The sequence below is a fragment of the Achromobacter insuavis genome (genome assembly GCF_902859645.1).
Classification (GTDB): Bacteria; Pseudomonadota; Gammaproteobacteria; order Burkholderiales; family Burkholderiaceae_B; genus Achromobacter; species Achromobacter insuavis.
The window spans coordinates 17,501-35,342 of the sequence record NZ_CADIJR010000032.1 but is presented as its reverse complement, the minus strand read 5'-3'; the positions used below and the strand labels follow the sequence as shown (position 1 = coordinate 35,342).

The window sequence follows — 17,842 nt, the reverse complement described above, 5'->3', positions numbered from 1 at the left end:
GAGTACGCGCGCCGTCGCGGCCCCGCGCCGCCGACACGCCGATCAGTTAGACTTAAGCGCCACAGGATCTCACACCATGCCCCGCCCAATTTCAGCCACCGTTTCCGTTTCCGCCCTGGCCCACAACCTGGCCGCCGTGCGCAGCCACCTCGACCAGACCGCCGCCGCGGCCGCCGGCCTGCCGCCGTCGATCTGGGCGGTCATCAAGGCCAACGCCTACGGCCACGGCATCGAACAGGCCGTCGCCGGGTTTTCCAAGGCGCAGGGGCTGGCCATGCTGGATCTGGACGAGGCCGTGCGCTGCCGCGAGGCCGGCTGGGGCGGCCCGATCCTGCTGCTCGAAGGCTTTTTCAATCCGTCCGACCTCGAGATCGTCGACCGCTACCACCTGAGCATCACCGTGCACCAGCGCGAACAGCTCGACATGCTGGCCCGCGCCCGCCTGACGCGCCGCGTGGACATCATGCTCAAGCTCAACAGCGGCATGAACCGGCTGGGCTTCTCGCCCGCCGCCTATGTCGCCGCCCACGAGCGCGCGACGCTGCAGCAGCAGCAGGGCGTGATCGGCTCGATCGGCCGGATGACCCATTTCGCCTGCGCCGACGGCCCCCAGGGCATCACCGAGCAGATGGCCGTGTTCAATTCGGTGACGCATAAGATGACGGGCCCCGTCAGCGTCTGCAACTCGGCGGCCACGCTGCGCTTCGCCGAGGTCGCCGTCGGCTCCGAGACCCAGGCCCACTGGGTCCGTCCCGGCATCTGCCTGTACGGCGCCTCGCCCTTCGCCGACGCCGAGGCCAGCGCCTTCGGCCTCAAGCCGGCCATGTCGCTGCGCTCCGAGATCATCGCGGTGCAGGAACTGAAGGCCGGCGACTCGGTCGGCTACGGCGCGCTGTTCCGCGCCGACCGCGCCATGCGCGTCGGCATCGTCGCCTGCGGCTACGCCGACGGCTACCCGCGCCACGCCGCCACCGGCACCCCGGTGGTCGTGGCCGGCATCCGCACCCGGCTGGTCGGGCGGGTGTCGATGGACATGCTGATCGTCGACCTGGACCCGATTCCGGCCGCCGGCGTCGGCGCTCCGGTGTCGCTGTGGGGCGAAGAGGGCCCGTCGGTGGACGAAGTCGCCCTGGCGGCCGGCACCATCGGTTACGAGCTGCTGTGCGCCCTGGCGCCGCGCGTGCCGGTCACCCGGGACGCCTGATCCTTTTTTGATCAACCCTGGGGCACTTTTCCGGCCCCGGCCTGTCGGATGCCTGATGGCGTCCGTTTTTTCGCCGGATACTTCCGCCCTCGGCGGCGAGCGTCCAGCATGCAAGAATTGCTACGCAATTTACAAGACAGCCAACGCCGGATGGTGTCTACTTGAAAAACCGGGCGCCCAGGCGCCCGTTTTCGCCCCAGTAACGAACGACGAGGTTTCGATCCATGAAGGACAAATGCGTGCTCATCACGGGCGCCACCAAAGGCATAGGCTGGGCCCTTACGCAACGGCTGTCCGACATGGGTTGTCATGTGGTCGGTATCGCGCGCAACACCGGAGACGTCGATTTCCCCGGCTATCTCTATGCCTGTGACCTGGCCGACGCCGGCCGCACCGAGGAAGTGCTGCGCGAGATCCGCGAGAAATTCCCGGTCGACGCCGTGGTCAACAACGTCGGCATCGCCTCGCCGCAGCCGCTGGGCGAAATCGACCTGGCCACCCTGTACAACGTGCTGGACCTGAACGTGCGCGTCGCCGTGCAGGTGACGCAGGCCTTCATCGAATCGATGAAGGTGCGCCGCGCCGGCCGCATCGTCAACGTCTGCAGCCGCGCCATCCACGGCGGCCTCGAGCGCACCGCCTATTCCGCCGCCAAGAGCGCGCTGGTGGGCTGCACCCGCACCTGGGCGCTGGAACTGGCCGAATACGGCGTGACCGCCAACGCGGTGGCGCCGGGCCCGATCGAAACCGAAATGTTCCGCGCCACCCGTCCCGCGGGCAGCGAGGGCGAAAAACGCGCGCTGGCCTCGGTGCCGATGAAGCGCCTGGGCACGCCGGCCGAAGTGGCCGCCGCCATCGCCTTCCTGCTGTCGGACGACGCCGGCTTCATCACCGGCCAGGTGCTGGGCGTGGACGGCGGCGGCAGCCTGGGCGGCCGCTCCTGACCGCCCGGATCGGGCCAGGCGGCGCGGCCCATCGTGGCTACGCCGCTCCTGGCCTTCGATAAAAAAACGGCGCCCGCGGGCGCCGTTTTTCTTGCCGCGGTTTCCCGGGGGGAACTCAGTACGGCCCGCCGGCCTTGCCGACCGGCTTGAGGTCCTTGAACTCGCCGGCCAGCTTTTCGGCCGCGCGCGCCAGCAGCACCGCGTCCACGCCCACCGCCACGAAGGTCGCGCCCAGCGACAGATAGTGTTTGGCCTGCGCCACGCCGCTGTGCAGGATGCCGGCGGCCTTGCCCGACTTGACGATGCGGCCGATGGCCGCGTCGATGGTGCGGGTGACTTCGGGATGCTCGGGCTGGCCCAGGTAGCCCATGCTGGCCGACAGGTCGGCAGGGCCGATGAAGGCGCCGTCGACGCCGTCCACGGCCAGGATGGCTTCCAGCGCGTCCACGCCGCGCGGCGTCTCGATCTGCACCAGCACGCACATCTCGTCGTTGGCGCGCTCCAGGTAGTTGGGGATGCGGTTCCAGCGCGACGAACGCGCCAGCGCGCTGCCCACGCCGCGGATGCCCGTCGGCGGATAGCGCACCGCGGCCACGGCGGCGGCGGCTTCCTCGGCCGACTGCACCATCGGCACCAGCAGCGTCTGGGCGCCGGTGTCGAGGATCTGCTTGATCTGCACCGGGTCGTTCCAGGCCGGGCGCACCACCGGCGCGACCGGATAGGCCGCTACCGATTGCAGCTGCGCCAGCGTGGTCTGCAGCGTGTTGGGGGCGTGCTCGCCGTCGATCAGCAGCCAGTCGAAGCCGGCGCCGGCGATGATCTCGGAGGTATAGGCGCTGGCCAGGCCGGCCCACAGGCCGATCTGGGGCGTGCCGGCGCGCAGCGCGCGTTTGAATTGATTGGTCAGGATATCCATGGGCCGCGTGGGGATCAGATGAAGTGGCAGTTGACGGAGCCGAGCACGCCGTAGTCGACGTTGAAGGTGTCGCCGGGGCGCGCGGCCACCGGACGGGTGAAGGAACCCGACAGGATGATCTCGCCCGCTTCCAGCGCCACCTCATGCGCGGCCAGCTTGTTCGCCAGCCATACTACGCCATTGGCGGGATGGTTCAAGACGCCGGCGGCCACGCCGGTCTCCTCGATCACCGCGTTGCGCGACAGGATCGCGCCGATCCAGCGCAGGTCCAGCTCGCCGATCTTCACCGGCCGCCCGCCCATCACCACGCCGGCATTGGCGGCGTTGTCGGCGATGGTGTCGAACACCTTGCGCGGACGCTTGCTGTCGGGGTCGATGCCGTGCGAGCGGGCATCGATGATCTCCAGCGCCGGGACCACGTACTCGACCGCGTCGTACACCTGGAACAGGGTCACGTTCGGGCCCTGCAGGCGCTTGCCCAGCACGAAGGCCAGCTCCACTTCCAGCCGCGGCAGGATGAAGCGGCTGGCGGGAATATCGCCGCCGTCCTCGAAGAACATGTCGTCCAGCAGCATGCCGAAATCGGGTTCGTCGATCTGCGACGACAGCTGCATGGCGCGCGAGGTCAGGCCGATCTTGTGGCCGCGCTTGACGCGGCCTTCGCCCAGCTTGATGTCCATCCAGGCGCGCTGGATGGCGTAGGCGTCGGCGATGGTGATGTCGGGATGCTCCAGCGAGATCTGGCGGATCTGCTGGCGGGTGCGTTCGGCGTCGTGCAGGCGCGCGGCCAGCGCGCGCACGGTGGTGGAATCGAGCATGCGGGGTATCCAGGTGGGGGAAATCAGTCGGGGCAGGGCGCCAGCGTGTTGACCAGCCGGCCGATGCCGTCGATCTCGGTCACGACTTCGTCGCCCGGCTGCACGTTGACGATGCCGTCGGGGGTGCCGGTCAGGATCAGGTCGCCCGGCGACAGCGTCATGAAGCCGCTGAAGTACGCGATCAGGGCGGGGATGTCGAACACCATGTCGCGGGTGTTGCCGCGCTGCGTCTCGACGCCGTTGACGGTGGTGCGCAGGTCCAGGTTCATGGGATCGGGCACGTCGTCGCGGTCCACCAGCCACGGCCCCAGCGGGGTGCAGGTGTCGCGGCTCTTGACGCGCAGGTTGGGGCGATACCAGTTTTCCAGGTAGTCGCGCAGCGCGTAGTCATTGGCCACGGTGTAGCCGGCCACGTACTCATAGGCCTGCTCGCGCGTCACGTTGCGGGCGGTCTTGCCGATCACCACGGCCAGCTCGCATTCGTAGTGCATGAAGCCCACGTCGGCCGGCCGCAGCGTCTGCGCCCGGTGGCCGACGAAGGTGTTGGCCGCCTTGAGAAAGCCCAGCGGCTCGGCCGGCGCCTTGAACGCCAGTTCCTTGGCGTGGTCGGCGTAGTTGATGGCCAGCGTGAAGGTGGTGCGCGGCTCGATCGGCGGCAGCCAGGTCACGGCGTCCTCGGCCAGCTCGCGGCCGTCGGCCAGGCGGATGCGGCCGTGGCCGGCGTCGGTGGCGGCGTGAAGGGCGCCTTCGTAGGCGATGCGTGCGTGTTTCATGGCGGGTTCCGTGGGGCGCCTCAGGCGCCGGCGATGAGCGTGTTGCCGAGCGTGCCGACCTGGGCGATGCGGATCTCGTAGCGTTGGCCCGCGCGCGCCAGCGGCGCATCGGCGCGGGCCCCGGCCAGCAGGATGTCGCCGGGCTCGAAACTCATGAAGGCGGTGACGTCGGCGATCAGGCGGGCCACCGGGCGCACCAGGTCGGCGGTGCTGGCGCGCTGCGCCAGCTCGCCGTCGATCCAGGTCTCGATGCCGAGCGCGTCCGGATCCGGCACCGCCGTCACCGGCGCGAGGTCGCGGCCGATGGGGCAGAAGCCGTCGCGGCATTGCTGCTTGAGCGCGGGGCGGAAGTAGCTGTCGTGCGGCGCCGACAGGTCGGCCACCACGCGATAGCCGGCCACGTGGGCCAGCGCCTCGGCTTCGCTGACGCGGCTGGCGCGCCGGCCGAACACGATGCCCAGGGTGGCGCCGATGCGCACCTCGGGCACGTCGGCCGGCAGCGTGATCGCGTCGCCATCGGCGGCATGGGTGTTGGCCGGCTTGATGTACAGCACCGGCGCGCGCGGCGCGGCCTGGTAGGGCGGCGCGTTCATCGCCTCGCCCAGCGCGGCGAGCGCCTGGCGCGTGTTGAGCGCGGCGCCCGCCACGGTGCGCGGCAGCGCGGCGGCGCGCGCCGCCAGGTAGTCGCGGTAGTTGCTGTGCTTGTAGTTGAGCACCGCGTCGGCCTCCTCGACCTGCAGCGACAGGCCCAGCGGCCGGCGCGCCATTTCCGGCGCCAGCGCGTCGCGCAAGGCCTGGAACGCGCGTTCGCCCAGTGCCGCCTGCTGCGCGGCGCTGCGGCCGTGGCCGATGCGCAGCAGCACGTGCACGAAGGCGTTGTCGGGATGGCCGTCGGCGATCAGGTAGTCGTCCACCCGCACGGCGCGGGTGCGCGCCCCGGCCAGCGGATACAGGCTGCCGTCGCCGACGGCGGCGTCCTGCACCGCGCGCATCAGGGCGCGGGTGTCCAGGTCCAGGTTGGCGGAGCACTCAATCCAGATATGTGGCATGACAGGCGCGGGACCAGCCCTCTCCGGCATATTGTTAGCATGTTAATTATCATAGTGAAAAAGCGGGGCCGCGGCAATCGCCGGCGCGCCCGCGCGGCAGGGGTTTCCCGCCGTTGACAGGGCCATCGCCGGCGCATAAAGTTAACGCGTTAACTAAATTCTCGAGCCGCCCGCCGCATTGGCGCCGGCCGTCCGCCCAAGGCGAGGAGACGCACGTGAGCATCAAGCACTGGATCAATGGCAGGCAGGTCGACAGCGCCGACCGCTTCACCACCTTCAACCCGGCCACGGGCGAGGCCATCGACGAAGTCGCCGCCGGCGGCCAGGCCGAGATCGACGCCGCCGTGGCCGCCGCGGCCGAGGCCTTCCCCAAGTGGGCCGGCACGCCCGCCAAGGAGCGCGCGCGGCTGATGCGCCGCCTGGGCGAACTGATCGACCGCAACGTGCCGCAGCTGGCCGAGCTGGAAACGCGGGACACCGGCCTGCCGATCTCGCAGACGCGCAAGCAGCTGATCCCGCGCGCTTCCGAGAACTTCACCTTCTTCGCCGAAGTCTGCACCCGCATGAACGGCCACACCTATCCGGTGGACGACCAGATGCTGAACTACACGCTGTACCAGCCGGTCGGCGTGTGCGCGCTGGTGTCGCCGTGGAACGTGCCCTTCATGACCGCCACCTGGAAGACCGCGCCCTGCCTGGCGCTGGGCAACACCGCGGTGCTGAAGATGTCGGAGCTGTCGCCGCTGACGGCCGACCAGCTCGGCCTGCTGGCGCTGGAGGCCGGCATTCCGCCCGGCGTGCTCAACGTGGTGCAGGGTTATGGCGCCACCGCTGGCGACGCGCTGGTGCGCCATCCCGGCGTGCGCGCGATCTCGTTCACCGGCGGCACCGTCACCGGCAAGAAGATCCTGGCGAGCGCGGGCGGCATCAAGAAATATTCGATGGAACTGGGCGGCAAGTCGCCGGTGCTGGTGTTCGACGACGCCGACGTCGAGCGCGCGCTGGACGCGGCGCTGTTCACCATCTTCTCGCTCAACGGCGAGCGCTGCACCGCGGGTTCGCGCATCTTCGTGCAGGAATCGATCTACGATGATTTCGTGCGCCGCTTCGCCGAGCGCGCCAACCGCCTGGCGGTGGGCGATCCCTTCGACGAACAGACCCACGTGGGCGCGATGATCACGCGCCAGCATTGGGAGAAGGTCACCGGCTACATCCGCCTGGCCAAGGAAGAGGGCGCGCGCATCCTGGCTGGCGGCGCCGAGGCGCCGTCGGGCCTGCCGGCGCGCCTGGCGGGCGGCAACTTCGTGCGGCCCACGGTGCTGGCCGACGTCGACAACCGCATGCGCTGCGCCCAGGAAGAGATCTTCGGCCCGGTCGCCTGCCTGATCCCGTTCAAGGACGAGGCCCACGGCCTGGCGCTGGCCAACGACGTCAAGTACGGCCTGGCGTCGTACATCTGGACTAGCGATATCGGCCGCGCCCATCGGCTGGCGCGCGGCATCGAGGCCGGCATGGTGTTCATCAACAGCCAGAACGTGCGCGACCTGCGCCAGCCGTTCGGCGGCACCAAGGAATCCGGCACCGGCCGCGAGGGCGGGGAATACAGCTACGAAGTGTTCGCCGAGATCAAAAACGTCTGCGTCTCGATGGGCAGCCATCACATCCCGAAGTGGGGCGTCTGAACCCCATCCGGCAAGACAACCAGGAGACAAACACCATGGGCAAGCTCGCGCTGGCGGCCAAGGTAACGCACGTGCCGTCGATGTACCTATCCGAAATGCCCGGCCGCCACCATGGCTGCCGTGAAGCCGCGATCCAGGGGCACCGCGCCATCGGCCAGCGCTGCCGCGACCTGGACGTGGACACGCTGGTGGTGCTGGACGTGCACTGGCTGGTGAACGCCGGCTATCACGTCAATTGCAACGAGCGCTTCGCCGGCCGCTACACCAGCAACGAGCTGCCGCATTTCATCAAGGACATGGACTATGCCTATCGCGGCGATCCGGCGCTGGGCCGGCGCATCGCCGAGTGCGCCAGCGCCGCCGGCGTGGCCACCCGCGCGCACGAGATCGCCAGCCTGGAGCTGGAATACGGCACGCTGGTGCCCATGCGCTACATGAATGGCGACGACCGCTTCAAGGTGGTGTCGGTGGCGGCCTGGTGCGCCTGGCATGCTTTGGAAGACAGCCGCCGCTTCGGCGCGGCGCTGCGCCAGGCCATCGAGCAGAGCGACAGCCGCGTCGCGGTGCTGGCCAGCGGTTCGCTGTCGCACCGCTTCAACGACAACGGCAGCCCCGAGGCCGCCATGCACCAGATCAGCCGCGAGTTCTACCGCCAGGTCGACCTGCGGGTGGTGGACCTGTGGCGCCAGGGCGACTGGAAGACGTTCTGCGCCATGCTGCCGGAATACGCCGACCTGTGCGTGGGCGAGGGCGGCATGCACGACACCGCCATGTTGCTGGGACTGCTGGGCTGGGACGCCTACGACCGGCCGGCCGAGATCGTCACGGACTACTTCACCAGTTCGGGCACGGGCCAGATCAACGCGATCCTGCCCGTGCCGGACTGAGTCATTCGGCCTGATCGCGCTTGATCAGGTCGACCATCGCGTCGACGTCGGCGTACAGGCGGTCGAGCAATTCCTTGCCGATCCGGTCCTCGATTTCCTGATACTTGGCATCCACCTGCGGCCGCATGCGGTCGATCAGCTTGTTGCTCTTGGGCGTCAGCGAGATTTCCTGGCGCCGCTGGTCGGCGTTCGAGCGCACCCGCTTGATCAGGCCCTGTTCCTCCATGCCGGCCAGCATGCGGGTCAGGCTGGGGCTGAGGATCTGGCAGCTGCGGGCGATCTGGTTGGGTTCCATCGCGCCGACTTCGCTCAGCGTGCGCAACACCCGCCATTGCTGTTCGGTGACGCCGGCCGCGTGCAGGATCGGCCGGAAGTGCGCCATCAGGGTTTCGCGCGCGTAGAGCAGCAGGTGGGGGAGGTTGCGGTGGTGGAAGCTCGGACTCATGTTGGCCATGTTAGCAAGAAGCCGATCAGTTTCTGACCGGATCTCGGGGGTATCAACGTCCAGGCCCGCAACGAAGGCGGGCCTGGACGGGTAAAGCGGAAAGCGGAAACGGGGTCAGGAAGCAGGGTTCTGCTGCGCCAGTTCCTGCAGGTCGTCGGGCAGGGTCAGGTCGGGGGCGCCTTGCTGCAATTCGTGCAGCGCCGTCACGGCGTCTTCCTGCTGGTCGTCCTGCATCAGCGCGCGGATGTGCGCCACGCGGGCCTCGATGTCCTGCTCGCTGAAGGCGACCGGCTCGCTGCTGGCGGCCTCGGCGGGTTGTTCGGCGGTGGCCGGCGCGGCTTCCGTGGCCGCCTGCTGGGCGGGAACGGCGGCGGGCGCGTCGGCGGGCGTCTGCACCGCGGCGCGCTGCACCGGCGCGGACGTCGGCTGCGGCGCGGGCGCTTCGGCGACCGCGGGCCGGGGCGCGGGACCGCGTTCGATATTGATGGCCGGCTCGTGCGACACGGCCAGTTGCGGCGCCGCGTCGGCATGCTCGGCGCTTTCACGCATGTCGGTCCAGACGAACAGGCCGGCGACCAGCGCGGCGCAGGCGGCGGCCGCCCAGCCCGGGTGCCAGCTGCGGCCGGGATGCCAGGTGCGGCGCACGGCCGCGTCCAGTTCGGGGCTGCCGCCAGCCCTGGGCTTGCGATACAGGGCGCGCAAATCCAGTTCGTCGTCTTCGTCGAAGGGGGGGCGATAGGTAATGCTCATGCGCGTACTCCTCGCGCATACGCCTGGTGGCAAGGCGTATTCGCGTCTGACCTTGGCCTGTGCTGCGCCGGTGGTCCGGCGGTCTCGTCCAGGGGCGGGTCGTGTTCCGGTTTAGGTGGCCGTGTCTGCGGCCCAAGCGTCTCGCGATGCGCCGCGATTCCCGTCGTGCCGTCCTGTCGGACGGCGGCGCCGGGTATGCCGCCACATAACCGACGGTTCAACATTGCGCATCACCCGGTGATTATGCGCGATTTGCAGAAATCTGCCAGCGAATTTCTTCTGTTTGCATGGTGTAACTGTGACACGTCCCTGTTTATGCAAGCGAATTGAAAGCTGGCTGCACCAGGGCGGGGCAAAACCGCCGGTCCGGCGCGCCGCGGCGACGCATCCGCGGCTCCCGGGCGCCGCCGTGTGCCGGTAAACTTGCGCCCATGGCCAAAACCCGAACCGTCTATGTGTGCGCCGAATGCGGCGGCACCACCCCGAAATGGCAAGGCAAGTGTCCGCACTGCAACGCCTGGAACACCCTGGAAGAAACCGTGGAGTCGGCCGCGCCGGCCGCCGCGGCCTCGCACCGCTATGCGCCGCTGGCCTCCAGCAGCCCGGTGCGCAGCCTGTCCGAGATCGAGGCGCGTGAAACGCCGCGCACCCCCACCGGGCTGGAGGAATTCGACCGCGTGCTGGGCGGCGGCCTGGTGGCCGGCGCCGTGGTGCTGATCGGCGGCGACCCCGGCATCGGCAAGTCGACCCTGCTGCTGCAGGCGCTGGCCTCGCTGTCGGAAAGCACCAACGTGCTCTACGTCACCGGCGAGGAATCGGCCGAGCAGGTGGCGCTGCGCGCGCGCCGGCTGGGGCTGCAGACCGGCAATGTCAATCTGCTGGCGGAAATCCGCCTGGAAGCCATCCAGGCCGCGGTGTCCGAGCAGAAGCCCAGCGTGGCCGTCATCGACTCGATCCAGACCCTGTACAGCGGCGAGCTGACCGCCGCGCCCGGCTCGGTGTCGCAGGTGCGCGAGTGCGCCGCGCAGCTGACGCGCCTGGCCAAGCAGACCGGCATCGCCATCGTCATGATCGGCCACGTCACCAAGGACGGCGCGCTGGCCGGCCCGCGCGTGCTCGAGCACATCGTCGACACGGTGCTGTACTTCGAGGGCGACACGCATTCGTCGTTCCGCCTGGTGCGGGCCTTCAAGAACCGCTTCGGCGCGGTCAACGAGCTGGGCGTGTTCGCCATGACCGACCGCGGCCTGCGCGGCGTCGCCAATCCCTCCGCGCTGTTCCTGTCGCAGCACGAGCAGCAGGTGGCCGGCTCCTGCGTGATGGCCACGCAGGAAGGCACCCGCCCGCTGCTGGTCGAGATCCAGGCGCTGGTGGACAGTTCCCACGCGCCCAATCCGCGCCGCCTGACGGTAGGCCTGGAGGGCAACCGCCTGGCAATGCTGCTGGCGGTGCTGCACCGCCATGCGGGCGTCTCGACCTTCGACCAGGACGTGTTCGTCAACGCCGTGGGCGGGGTGCGGATCACCGAGCCGGCGGCCGACCTGCCGGTGCTGCTGGCCATCATGTCGTCGCTGCGCGACCGACCCCTGCCGCGCGGCCTGATCGCCTTCGGCGAAGTCGGCCTGGCGGGCGAGATCCGGCCCGCGCCGCGCGGCCAGGAACGCCTGCGCGAAGCCGCCAAGCTGGGCTTCTCGATCGCGCTCATCCCCAAGGCCAACGCGCCGCGCCAGCCCATCGAAGGGCTGGAGATCTGGGCGATGGACCGGCTCGACGCCGCGCTCGACAAACTGCGCTGACGGGAGCCCCACGTGAGTCTGTTGCTGATCGCCCTGTGCCTGGGCGCGGGGTGCCTCATTGGCTTCATGGGCGGCGTGCTGGGCATCGGCGGCGGCATGATCGCGATTCCGGCGCTGGTGCTGCTGATGGGCATGTCCCAGCAGCTGGCGCAGGGCACCGCGCTGATCATGGTGCTGCCCACCATCATCATGGCGGTGCGCAAGTACAACCAGCAGACCCGCATCGACCGCCGCGTGGCGCTGGCCGGCGCGGGCGGCGCGGTGGTGTTCACCTGGGTCGGCGCGCGGCTGGCGCTGGGCATCGAGTCGGGCGTGCTGCGCCTGAGCTTCGCCGTGTTCCTGTTCTTCATCGCGCTGTTCTATGCCTGGCAGACCTGGCGCGCCGGCCTGGCCCGGCGCGCGCCCAGGGCCAGCGGCAACGCGCCGGTCTTCACGCCGCGCCGCGCCAGCGTGCTGGGCATGCTGTGCGGCACGCTGGGCGGTTTCTTCGGCGTGGGCGGCGCGGTGCTGGCGGTGCCCATCATCACCACGGTGTTCCGGCTGCCGCAGACCACCGCGCAGGCGCTGGCCCTGTGCATGGTGATTCCCGGTTCGGCGGTGGCGCTGGCGACGTATTCATGGGCCGGCCAGGCCGCCTGGCTGGTGGGCCTGCCGCTGGCCGCGGGCAGCCTGCTGTTCGTGCCGGTGGGCGTGCGCCTGGCCTATCGCCTGCCTGAACGAAAGCTGAGAGCCTGTTTCGCGGCGATGCTGTTCGCCACCGTGGCGCTGCTGATATTTGAAAGCTGAGCGTCGCAGGGCGCGCGTCGATTGTCACGATCCCATGACGAAGCGTTAACGTCGGAAAGGACGCGAAAATTCCGCGCATCGGGCTGAACCTTCGGCGGGGCGCGGGTTCCAACGGAGTACGGGTCATGCGGCGATGTTGCCGCCCCGTGTCGGAAAGGCCAAGGGGGCAGCCCCGCGGCCTTCACCATTAGGAGTTCATGTAATGACGACTCACTCCCGTATCGCTGCGTTCCTGTCCACTTCGGCCTTGTGCCTCGGTCTCGCTGCCGCGCCTTCGGCGTTCGCGGCGGGCGCCGATGCCACGACCAAGGCGGGCGACACCAAGACCCAGGCGCAGCACAAGCATCACAAGTCCGACAAGACGTCCGCCAAACAAGGCGCCGAGAAATCGGGCGCTTCCAAGATGGACAAATCGGGCACCGCCACGACGCCTGCCAAGTAAGGCGTTGCGCAGTGCCGGATCGCAGGATCCCGTAGTTCCTTTGCACGGCGGACGGGTCTTCGGGCCTGAAAGTCGAAAGCCTCTCGGTATGGGCGCCGAGAGGCTTTTTCGTTTGTGCCGGCCGCGTTTGTGCCGGACGCGTTTGTGTTGCCGGTATTCGCGTCACGTGCACGGGAGCCGACGGCGCTGACCGCGCCGTCGTTCCCGTCCGCCTCAATCCACCGGCGTGATCACGCGGCCCGTATCGAAATACGCCGCGAGGTTCTCCAGCATCAGGTCTTCCATCGACTGGCGCGTTTCCAGCGTGGCGCTGCCGATGTGAGGCAGCAGCACCGCCTGGTCGCTCTTGATCAGGGCCTCGGGCACCTTGGGCTCGTGCTCGAACACGTCGAGCGCGGCGCAGCCGAGCTTGCCGGCTTCCAGCGCGGCCACCAGCGCGGCCTCGTCGATGACCGGACCGCGCGCGATGTTGACGATGATGCCGCGCGGACCGAGTGCCTCCAGCACTTCGCGGTTGACCAGGTGGCGCGTGGCGGGGCCGCCCACGGTGGCCACGATCAGGAAGTCGGCCCAGGCCGCCAGGTCGGTCAGCGAGGCCTCGTAGCCGTAATCGATGTCGTCGCGCTTCCTGCGGTTGTGATAGCGCACCTGCATGTCGAAACCGACGCCGCGGCGGGCGATGGCCTCGCCGATGCGGCCCAGGCCCACGATGCCGAGCTTCTTGCCGCTGACGCGCTGGCCCAGCGGAATGCTGCCGTGCACCTGGCCCCACTGGCCGGCGCGCACGAAGCGTTCGCCCTGGCCCATGCGGCGGGCGCCGGCGATCAGCAGGCCCCAGGCCAGGTCCGCCACGCAATCGGTCAGCACGTCGGGCGTGTTGCTGACTTGCACGCCGCGCGCGTGCGCCGCCTGCACGTCGATGGTCTCGTAGCCCACGCCCCAGCTGCAGATGGCCTTCAGGTCGGGCAGGGCGTTGATGAGTTCGGCGTTGGCGCCGAAGTTGGCCGAGGTGACGACGGCGGTGACGCCCTTGCCGAGTTCGGCCAGGGCCGCCTTGCGATCCGGCTGCTTCCAGAGCTCGATGACGTCATAGCGCTCGGCGAGGCGCTGGTTGGCGGAGGGCGAGCCGGCCAGCGAGCCGACCTGGATGATGCGATGCTTGGTGGTCATGTTGTCGTACAGGTGGGTGGCGAAACCTTCATGCTACTTGATCCGGCCTTGAATCCGGCTGAGAGGGCGCGGGCCGCGGGAGCATCCCCGGGCCGCACCGCCTGGCGGCCTTATTCCAGCTGGATGTCGGCCTTCTGGATCACGTCCTTCCAGCGCTTGACCTCGGCCTGCTGGAACGCGCTGAACTGCTGCGGCGTGTTGGCCACCACTTCGAAGCCCAGCCCCTGCAGCGTCTTCTCGGTCTGCGGATCGCGCAGGGCGGTCTGCAGCGCCTGCGTCAGCTGCTGCACCACGGCCGGCGGCGTGCCCTTGGGCACGGCGAAGCCCTGCCACGAATACACCACCATGTCCTTGACGCCGGCCTCGGCCAGCGTCGGCACGTCCGGCAGGTCCGCCGCGCGCGCATCGCCGGTGATGGCCAGCGCCTTGAGCTTGCCGGCCTTGATGTGGGTCTGCACCGCGCCCAGATTCTGGAACGACACGTTGACCTGGCCGCCCATCAGGTCGGCGATGGCGGCGCCGCCGCCGCGGTACGGCACGTCCACGCCCGAGGTCTGGGTGCGCTGGCGGAACATCACCGCCGACAGGTGGTCGGACGAGCCCGTGCCGGACGAGGCGTACGACACCTTGCCCGGATTCTTGTTGGCGTAGTCGACCAGTTCGGCCACCGTGTTGGCCGGGAACGACGGCGAGGCCACCAGCACGTTGGGATTGCGCACCGCCTGGGTCAGGTACTCGAAGTCCTTGCTCGGGTTGTACGAGAGGTTCTTGTACAGCGCCTCGTTGATGGCGAAGGTGCCGATCGAGCCGACCATCATGGTGTAGCCGTCGGCGGTCGAGCGGGCCAGCGCCTGCGCGCCGATGGCGCTGTTGGCGCCCGGCTTGTTCTCGACCACGAAGGTCTGGCCCAGCGCCTTGGTCAGCCCCGGCGTGACGCTGCGCGCCGTGATGTCGGACGAGCCGCCCGGCACGAACGGCACGATCATCGTGACGGGCTTGGTGGGATAGCCGGCGGCATGGACCGCCGGCCCGGCAAGCAGCGCGGCGGCGGACAGCGCGATCGCGCCCATCGATTTGTTCATGGTGTCTCCTGGTTCGCGTGATGATGAAGAACCCGGCGCCCACGCGTGGCGGCCGGGTCCGGATCGGCGCGGGTCAGTCGACCTTGGCGCCCGATTGCTTCACGACCGCGGCCCATTTGACGGTTTCCCGCGCCATGAACTGGGTGAACTGCGCCGGCGTGTTGCCCGACGGCGTGGCGCCCTGGGCCTGCAGCTGTTCGCGCACCGGCGCCTGTTGCAGCGCCGCGGCGACATCGCGCTGGATCTTGTCGACGATCGCCGGCGGCGTGCCGGCCGGGGCCAGCAGGCCGAACCAGCTGGATGCCTCGTACCCTTGCACGCCGGCCTCGGCCAGCGTCGGCACGTCCGGCAGCGCCGGCGAACGCGTGGCGGTGGTGACCGCCAGCGGCCGCAGCTTGCCGCTCTTGATGAAGCCCATCGACGACGGCAGGTTGTCGAAGATCAGATCCGAGGAGCCCGCCATCACGTCGGTCAGCGCGGGGCTGCTGCCCTTGTAGGGCACGTGCGTCATGCGGGTGCCGGTCATGGTCTGGAACAGTTCGCCCGACAGGTGGGTCGAGGTGCCGTTGCCGGTCGAGGCCATGTTGACGCTGCCGGGATTGGCCTTCAGGTACTTGATCAGGTCCGCCACGTTGCGGATGCCGTGCTTGTCGGCAAAGCCCGGATTCAGTTCGAGCACGTTGGGCACCGGGATCACCAGCGTCACCGGAGTGAAGTCCTTGACCGGATCGTAGGGCAGCTTGGCGTAGACGGACTGGTTGATGGCGTGGGTGCTGACGGTGCCCATCAGCAGGGTGTAGCCGTCGGCGGCGGCGCGCGCCGCCTCGGCGGTGCCGACGTTGCCGCCCGCGCCGGCCTTGTTGTCCACCACCACCGCCTTGCCCCAGGCCTTGCCCAGTTCGGCCGCGACCACGCGCGCGGCGATGTCGGCGGTGCCGCCGGCGGGGAAGGGCACGATGATCCTGACGTCGCGCGCCGGATAGTCGGCGGCGCGCGCGGCGGCGGGCAACAGGGCCGCCGCGGCCAGACAGGCGGCAAGGGCCAGGCGGCCGCGCAAGGGGGCTGCAAGCATGGAAGTCGTCTCCTCGTGTGCGCGTGGCCGCGCATCGTTTGTGGGGTGTTCCTGCCGGGCCGGGGCCCGGGTCTGAATGCTGCCGGCGTCTGTCGCGCCTCGCCGTCGTGCTACCGATGACTTGTAAAACGAATATAGGTATTGAGGGTCTACTTGTCAACCAAGTATACTTTTTGCGAACCAGTCATCTAACAACTGGATTCCGCCTCGGAATCCGCCAGGAGACCCCGCCATGAAAACCTCCCCGGTCACCGTCCAGGACCTGCAGCGTTCCGTCATCGCGGTGCCGCCGCTGGCGCGCCATGCCGACCTGTCCCTGAACGAAGCCGCCAACCAGCAGCTGTTGCGGCACCTGGAGGCGGGCGGCGTGCGCAACGTGATGTACGGCGGCAACGCCAACTTCTACAACGTCGGCGTGGGCGAATACGCCCGCATCGTCGATATGCTGGCCGCGCTGGCCGGGCCGGACACCTGGATCCTGCCCTCGGTCGGCCCCGATTTCGGCAAGATGATGGACCAGGCCGCGCTGCTGCGTTCGCGCGCCTTTCCCACCGCGATGCTGCTGCCGATGTCGTTTCCCTACACCGACGCCGGCCTGGCCGATGGCGTGCGCCGCTTCACCGACGCGCTGGGCAAGCCCGCGGTGGTCTACATCAAGTCCGCCGATTACCTCGCGCCGGCCACGGCGGCGCGCCTGGTCGAGGAAGGCCGCATCGTCGCGTTCAAGTACGCGGTGGTGCGCGAGGAGCCGGCGCGCGACGCCTATCTGTCGGCGCTGCTGCAAAGCGTGGACGCCAACCGCGTGGTCAGCGGCATCGGCGAACGCCCGGCCATCGTCCACTATCGCGACTTCGGCCTGAAGAGCTTCACCTCCGGCTCGGTCTGCGTCGCCCCGCGCGGCTCGATGCGCCTGCTGCATCTGCTCAAGGAAGGCCGCTACGACGAGGCCGAAACGGTGCGCGCCCACTACCTGGGCCTGGAGGATTGCCGCGACGCGATCAGCCCGATCCGCGTGCTGCACGACGCCGTGACCCTGTCCGGCGTGGCCGACATGGGTCCGATGCTGCCGCTGCTGACCGGCATCTCCAGCGCCGAGCGCGAACGGGTCGCGCCGGTGGCGCGCGCGCTGGCCGAGTGGGACCGCGAAACCGTCACGGCCTGATGGCCGCGCGCGCGGCATTGACGGTACGATGAGCGCTGTTAATAGGCCCTAGGAGGCTCCGTGGCCCGACCCAAAGCATCGCCCCCGTCCGCGCCGTCCGCGTCCGCCGAGCCGGACGCCATGGGCGCGCTGGTGCTGGAACGCGGCCACCGCGTGCGGCTGGCGGATCAGCTGTACGGCCAGATCTTCGAGCAGATCGTCGCCGGCAATCTCAACGTCGGCGACAAGCTGCCTTCCGAGAACGAGATCTCCGAGCGCTTCGGCGTATCGCGGCCAGTGGTGCGCGAAGCCCTGCTGCGGCTGCGCGCCGACGGCCTCATCACCGCGCACCAGGGCCTGGGCACCTTCGTCAGCCACCAGCCGGCGCCGCGCCTGACCGCCTTCAGCGACGTCGGCAACGTCGGCGCCTACCTGCGCGCGCAGGAACTGCGCGTGGCGCTGGAAGGCGACGCCGCGCGGCTGGCGGCGCTGCGCCGCACCGACGAGCAATTGCAGAAGATCGAGGCCGCGCACGCCGCCTTCGCCGACAGCCTGGCGCGCGGCCAGATGTCGGCCGAGGCCGATCTGGCGTTCCATGCCAGCATCACCGAGGCCACCGGCAACGACTTCTATCTCGGCGTGCTGGAAAGCATCCACGAGTCCATCAACGGCTTCATGCGCCTGACGCTCAATCTGACCCGCACCGGGTCGCGCCAGCGCGCCCAGCGCGTCCTGGACGAGCACGCCACCATCCTCGAGGCGATCCGCGCCCAGGACGGCGAGCGCGCCCGGGTCGCCATGCAATTCCACCTGGGCCAGGCCCGCCACCGGCTGGTCGACCGCGAACGCGATTGACCGGCCCGCGCGCCGTCCGGGAGCTTCACA

18 protein-coding genes are annotated in these 17,842 nt (G+C 69.3%); 9 read left to right on the top strand and 9 right to left on the bottom strand.

Features of this window, described 5'->3' with window-relative positions:
• Nucleotides 1-76: 76 nt before the first annotated feature.
• The gene (gene alr / locus H0523_RS16965; protein WP_054430172.1) at nt 77-1,204 is read left to right on the top strand and encodes an alanine racemase; all 1,128 of its coding nucleotides are present in this window, start codon (nt 77-79) and stop codon (nt 1,202-1,204) included.
• A gap of 224 nt (nt 1,205-1,428) precedes the next feature.
• A complete protein-coding gene (locus H0523_RS16960; RefSeq protein ID WP_006396065.1) occupies nt 1,429-2,148 on the top strand; it encodes an SDR family oxidoreductase in 720 nt (239 codons plus the stop codon).
• A 115-nt stretch (nt 2,149-2,263) separates the two neighbouring features.
• On the opposite strand, the gene hpaI is transcribed toward H0523_RS16960, so the two are convergent.
• The 4 genes from hpaI to H0523_RS16940 are packed head-to-tail and all read right to left on the bottom strand — an operon-like array spanning nt 2,264 to nt 5,704.
• Nucleotides 2,264-3,064 (bottom strand): 4-hydroxy-2-oxoheptanedioate aldolase, encoded by an 801-nt coding sequence (gene hpaI / locus H0523_RS16955; RefSeq protein ID WP_054430167.1) that lies wholly within the window; start codon nt 3,062-3,064, stop codon nt 2,264-2,266.
• Between the two features lie 14 nt (nt 3,065-3,078).
• Nucleotides 3,079-3,882, bottom strand: coding sequence for a 2-oxo-hept-4-ene-1,7-dioate hydratase (hpaH, locus tag H0523_RS16950; protein WP_054430165.1), 804 nt, complete (start codon nt 3,880-3,882; stop codon nt 3,079-3,081).
• A 23-nt stretch (nt 3,883-3,905) separates the two neighbouring features.
• A complete protein-coding gene (locus H0523_RS16945; RefSeq protein WP_054430164.1) occupies nt 3,906-4,655 on the bottom strand; it encodes a fumarylacetoacetate hydrolase family protein in 750 nt (249 codons plus the stop codon).
• A 20-nt stretch (nt 4,656-4,675) separates the two neighbouring features.
• Nucleotides 4,676-5,704, bottom strand: a complete 1,029-nt coding sequence (locus H0523_RS16940) for a fumarylacetoacetate hydrolase family protein (protein ID WP_054430162.1) — start codon at nt 5,702-5,704, stop codon at nt 4,676-4,678.
• 215 nt (nt 5,705-5,919) lie between these two features.
• On the opposite strand from H0523_RS16940, the gene hpaE reads away from it, so the two are divergent.
• The gene (gene hpaE / locus H0523_RS16935) at nt 5,920-7,386 is read left to right on the top strand and encodes a 5-carboxymethyl-2-hydroxymuconate semialdehyde dehydrogenase (protein WP_054430159.1); all 1,467 of its coding nucleotides are present in this window, start codon (nt 5,920-5,922) and stop codon (nt 7,384-7,386) included.
• Nucleotides 7,387-7,421: 35 nt separating this feature from the next.
• A complete protein-coding gene (gene hpaD / locus H0523_RS16930; protein ID WP_054430155.1) occupies nt 7,422-8,273 on the top strand; it encodes a 3,4-dihydroxyphenylacetate 2,3-dioxygenase in 852 nt (283 codons plus the stop codon).
• A gap of 1 nt (nt 8,274) precedes the next feature.
• Here hpaD and hpaR read toward each other — a convergent pair whose 3' ends face one another.
• Both hpaR and H0523_RS16920 read right to left on the bottom strand, forming a co-directional pair.
• Entirely contained in the window at nt 8,275-8,718 is a 444-nt protein-coding gene (gene hpaR / locus H0523_RS16925) for a homoprotocatechuate degradation operon regulator HpaR (RefSeq protein WP_054430343.1), read from the bottom strand.
• 114 nt (nt 8,719-8,832) lie between these two features.
• Nucleotides 8,833-9,468, bottom strand: a complete 636-nt coding sequence (locus tag H0523_RS16920; RefSeq protein WP_054430154.1) for a hypothetical protein — start codon at nt 9,466-9,468, stop codon at nt 8,833-8,835.
• 431 nt (nt 9,469-9,899) lie between these two features.
• On the opposite strand from H0523_RS16920, the gene radA reads away from it, so the two are divergent.
• From radA to H0523_RS16905, 3 genes are all read left to right on the top strand, one after another.
• Complete coding sequence (gene radA, locus H0523_RS16915) at nt 9,900-11,264, top strand: DNA repair protein RadA (RefSeq protein WP_054430152.1); 1,365 nt, start codon at nt 9,900-9,902, stop codon at nt 11,262-11,264.
• 12 nt (nt 11,265-11,276) lie between these two features.
• Nucleotides 11,277-12,050, top strand: coding sequence for a sulfite exporter TauE/SafE family protein (locus H0523_RS16910; RefSeq protein ID WP_054430150.1), 774 nt, complete (start codon nt 11,277-11,279; stop codon nt 12,048-12,050).
• 202 nt (nt 12,051-12,252) lie between these two features.
• Nucleotides 12,253-12,492 (top strand): hypothetical protein, encoded by a 240-nt coding sequence (locus H0523_RS16905; RefSeq protein ID WP_054430148.1) that lies wholly within the window; start codon nt 12,253-12,255, stop codon nt 12,490-12,492.
• A gap of 213 nt (nt 12,493-12,705) precedes the next feature.
• On the opposite strand, the gene H0523_RS16900 is transcribed toward H0523_RS16905, so the two are convergent.
• The 3 genes from H0523_RS16900 to H0523_RS16890 all read right to left on the bottom strand — a co-directional run bounded on the left by H0523_RS16900 (nt 12,706) and on the right by H0523_RS16890 (nt 15,816).
• Nucleotides 12,706-13,662 carry a 2-hydroxyacid dehydrogenase gene (locus tag H0523_RS16900; protein ID WP_054430146.1) on the bottom strand — a complete coding sequence of 319 codons (957 nt, stop codon included), beginning with the start codon at nt 13,660-13,662 and terminating at the stop codon, nt 12,706-12,708.
• A 110-nt stretch (nt 13,663-13,772) separates the two neighbouring features.
• The gene (locus H0523_RS16895) at nt 13,773-14,744 is read right to left on the bottom strand and encodes a Bug family tripartite tricarboxylate transporter substrate binding protein (protein ID WP_054430142.1); all 972 of its coding nucleotides are present in this window, start codon (nt 14,742-14,744) and stop codon (nt 13,773-13,775) included.
• A gap of 73 nt (nt 14,745-14,817) precedes the next feature.
• Nucleotides 14,818-15,816 (bottom strand): tripartite tricarboxylate transporter substrate binding protein, encoded by a 999-nt coding sequence (locus H0523_RS16890; protein WP_054430140.1) that lies wholly within the window; start codon nt 15,814-15,816, stop codon nt 14,818-14,820.
• A 232-nt stretch (nt 15,817-16,048) separates the two neighbouring features.
• On the opposite strand from H0523_RS16890, the gene H0523_RS16885 reads away from it, so the two are divergent.
• Together H0523_RS16885 and H0523_RS16880 are read left to right on the top strand one after the other, a co-directional pair.
• A complete protein-coding gene (locus H0523_RS16885) occupies nt 16,049-16,978 on the top strand; it encodes a dihydrodipicolinate synthase family protein (protein ID WP_054430137.1) in 930 nt (309 codons plus the stop codon).
• 120 nt (nt 16,979-17,098) lie between these two features.
• Nucleotides 17,099-17,812 (top strand): FadR/GntR family transcriptional regulator, encoded by a 714-nt coding sequence (locus H0523_RS16880; RefSeq protein WP_054430135.1) that lies wholly within the window; start codon nt 17,099-17,101, stop codon nt 17,810-17,812.
• Nucleotides 17,813-17,842 lie beyond the last annotated feature (30 nt).

Excerpts from the sequence above, each read along its gene's own strand:
- alr (WP_054430172.1), top strand. The coding sequence starts at position 77 with ATGCCCCGCCCAATTTCAGCCACCGTTTCCGTTTCCGCCCTGGCCCAC.
- H0523_RS16960 (WP_006396065.1), top strand. The coding sequence starts at position 1,429 with ATGAAGGACAAATGCGTGCTCATCACGGGCGCCACCAAAGGCATAGGC.
- hpaI (WP_054430167.1), bottom strand. The coding sequence starts at position 3,064 with ATGGATATCCTGACCAATCAATTCAAACGCGCGCTGCGCGCCGGCACG.
- hpaH (WP_054430165.1), bottom strand. The coding sequence starts at position 3,882 with ATGCTCGATTCCACCACCGTGCGCGCGCTGGCCGCGCGCCTGCACGAC.
- H0523_RS16945 (WP_054430164.1), bottom strand. The coding sequence starts at position 4,655 with ATGAAACACGCACGCATCGCCTACGAAGGCGCCCTTCACGCCGCCACC.
- H0523_RS16940 (WP_054430162.1), bottom strand. The coding sequence starts at position 5,704 with ATGCCACATATCTGGATTGAGTGCTCCGCCAACCTGGACCTGGACACC.
- hpaD (WP_054430155.1), top strand. The coding sequence starts at position 7,422 with ATGGGCAAGCTCGCGCTGGCGGCCAAGGTAACGCACGTGCCGTCGATG.
- hpaR (WP_054430343.1), bottom strand. The coding sequence starts at position 8,718 with ATGAGTCCGAGCTTCCACCACCGCAACCTCCCCCACCTGCTGCTCTAC.
- H0523_RS16920 (WP_054430154.1), bottom strand. The coding sequence starts at position 9,468 with ATGAGCATTACCTATCGCCCCCCCTTCGACGAAGACGACGAACTGGAT.
- radA (WP_054430152.1), top strand. The coding sequence starts at position 9,900 with ATGGCCAAAACCCGAACCGTCTATGTGTGCGCCGAATGCGGCGGCACC.
- H0523_RS16905 (WP_054430148.1), top strand. The coding sequence starts at position 12,253 with ATGACGACTCACTCCCGTATCGCTGCGTTCCTGTCCACTTCGGCCTTG.
- H0523_RS16900 (WP_054430146.1), bottom strand. The coding sequence starts at position 13,662 with ATGACCACCAAGCATCGCATCATCCAGGTCGGCTCGCTGGCCGGCTCG.
- H0523_RS16895 (WP_054430142.1), bottom strand. The coding sequence starts at position 14,744 with ATGAACAAATCGATGGGCGCGATCGCGCTGTCCGCCGCCGCGCTGCTT.
- H0523_RS16890 (WP_054430140.1), bottom strand. The coding sequence starts at position 15,816 with ATGCTTGCAGCCCCCTTGCGCGGCCGCCTGGCCCTTGCCGCCTGTCTG.
- H0523_RS16885 (WP_054430137.1), top strand. The coding sequence starts at position 16,049 with ATGAAAACCTCCCCGGTCACCGTCCAGGACCTGCAGCGTTCCGTCATC.
- H0523_RS16880 (WP_054430135.1), top strand. The coding sequence starts at position 17,099 with ATGGGCGCGCTGGTGCTGGAACGCGGCCACCGCGTGCGGCTGGCGGAT.